Below are 2,045 nucleotides of genomic sequence, written 5' to 3' on the forward strand. Positions count from 1 at the left end.
GCGGACGCCGATGCGCGTACGGTGGGTCTGGCGGTGCGGGCGCTGGCCACCGGGATCGCGGCCGGTGAGGATCAGCTCGCGGTGCGGCCCTCGGGCGCCTACGGCCGGCGTCTCGTACGAGCCACTGCACGCCGGGGACGGAAGGACTGGCGCCCGCGGGGCACGGTGCTGCTGGCCGGGGAACTCGATGCCGTCGGTGGGCCGCTGGCCCGATGGCTGCTCACGGACGGCGCGGAGCGCGTCGTACTCGCCGATCCCTCCCTGACCGAACTCCCGGCCGCGCTGTCGGACGTGGCTCAGCGCGTGACGACCGCTGCGGCGCCCGACCTCGCGGACCGTGCGGTCCTCGCCACCCTCGTCACCGAGTACGCCCCTGCCATGGTGGTTGTCGTCCCGCCCGCGGTGGAGCTCGCTCCGCTTGAGAGCACGAGCCCGGCCGATCTCGCGGCGGCCGTCGCCGCCAAGTCCGCGATCGCCGCACACTTCGACGCATTGCTCGACGGGCCACGCGTACCGGAGCTGGTGCTGATCTCCTCCGTTGCGGGGATCTGGGGTGGTGTACGGCAGGGTGCGTACGCCATCGGCGCCACTCACCTCGATGCCCTCGCCGCTCGCCGCCGGGCCCGGGGTCTGCCGACGGTCTCCGTCGCGTGGACGCCCTGGGCGGGTTCCGTCACCGCGGACGGCTCTGCCGCCGAGTCGCTGCGGCAGTACGGCATCGCTCCGCTGGAGCCCCAGGCGGCGCTCGCGGAGCTGAACCGGGCGCTGGGAAGCGGCGCGGGCCACGCCGCGGTGGCCGACGTCGACTGGGAGCAGTTCCTGGCGTCCTTCACCGCCGTACGTCCCAGCGTCCTCTTCGATGAGCTGCCCGAGGTGCGCCGTCTCCGTGAGGCGGAGGCGGCGGCCATGGCGGACAAGGCCGCCCGGATCGGCGCGCCCGGCGGCACGGAGCTGGCGCGCTCCCTGCGCGACAAGCCCCGGAACGCCCAGCGAAAGGCCCTCCTGGAGCTGGTCACTGCCCATGTGGCGGCCGTACTGGGTGAGGGCGCTCTCGACGCGATCGACCAGAGCCGGGCGTTCAAGGACATCGGCTTCACCTCCATGACCGCGATGGAACTGCGCAACCGGCTCAAGGAGGCCACCGGGCTGACCCTTCCGGCCTCCCTCGTCTTCGACCACCCCCACCCCCGGGCACTCGCCGACCATCTGCGCGAGGAACTACTGGGCGAGGACGATGCGGAACGCACCGGCTCCGAGCTGAACGCCCCGACCGGTCCGCTTCCGGTGGGTCAGGACGAGCCGATCGCCATCATCGGCATGGCCTGCCGCCTCCCCGGAGACGTCGGAACACCCGACGAGCTCTGGGAGCTGCTGGAAACCGGCCGTGACGCCATTACGGACCTGCCCGTCAACCGGGGCTGGGACGTGGCGGGGCTGTACGACCCGGATCCGGACGCGGCGGGGCGTTCCTACGTCCAGGAGGGCGGGTTCCTCCACGACGCGGGGGAGTTCGATGCGGAGTTCTTCGGCATCTCGCCGCGTGAGGCCCTGGCGATGGACCCACAACAGCGAATCATCCTGGAACTCGCCTGGGAATCGTTCGAACATGCGGGCCTGGACCCGGCCAGCCGGCGAGGTAGCCGTACCGGCGTGTTCATGGGAACCAACGGCCAGCACTACATGCCGCTGCTGCAGAACGGCAACGAGAGCTTCGACGGTTACCTCGGCACCGGCAACTCGGCCAGCGTCATGTCGGGTCGTATCTCGTACACCCTCGGCCTGGAGGGGCCGGCGCTGACGGTGGACACGGCGTGTTCGTCGTCGCTGGTCGCGCTGCACCTGGCGGTGCAAGCGTTGCGCAACGGCGAGTGCGACCTCGCCCTCGCGGGCGGCGCGACCGTGATGTCGACGCCGGAGGTGCTCGTGGAGTTCTCCCGGCAGCGAGCAGTCGCCGCCGACGGCCGCTGCAAGGCGTTCTCCGCCTCGGCCGACGGCTTCGGACCGGCTGAGGGTGCGGGCGTGCTGCTCGTCGAGCGGTTGTCGGA

Annotated in this window: 1 protein-coding gene; it reads left to right on the forward strand. The window is 71.9% G+C overall.

The features are described 5' to 3' along the window. A partial coding sequence (locus AC0693_RS38715; protein WP_478804624.1) for a type I polyketide synthase occupies positions 1 to 2,045 on the forward strand: 2,045 nt, incomplete at both ends.

Source organism: Streptomyces sp. NPDC043876 (assembly GCF_056435825.1).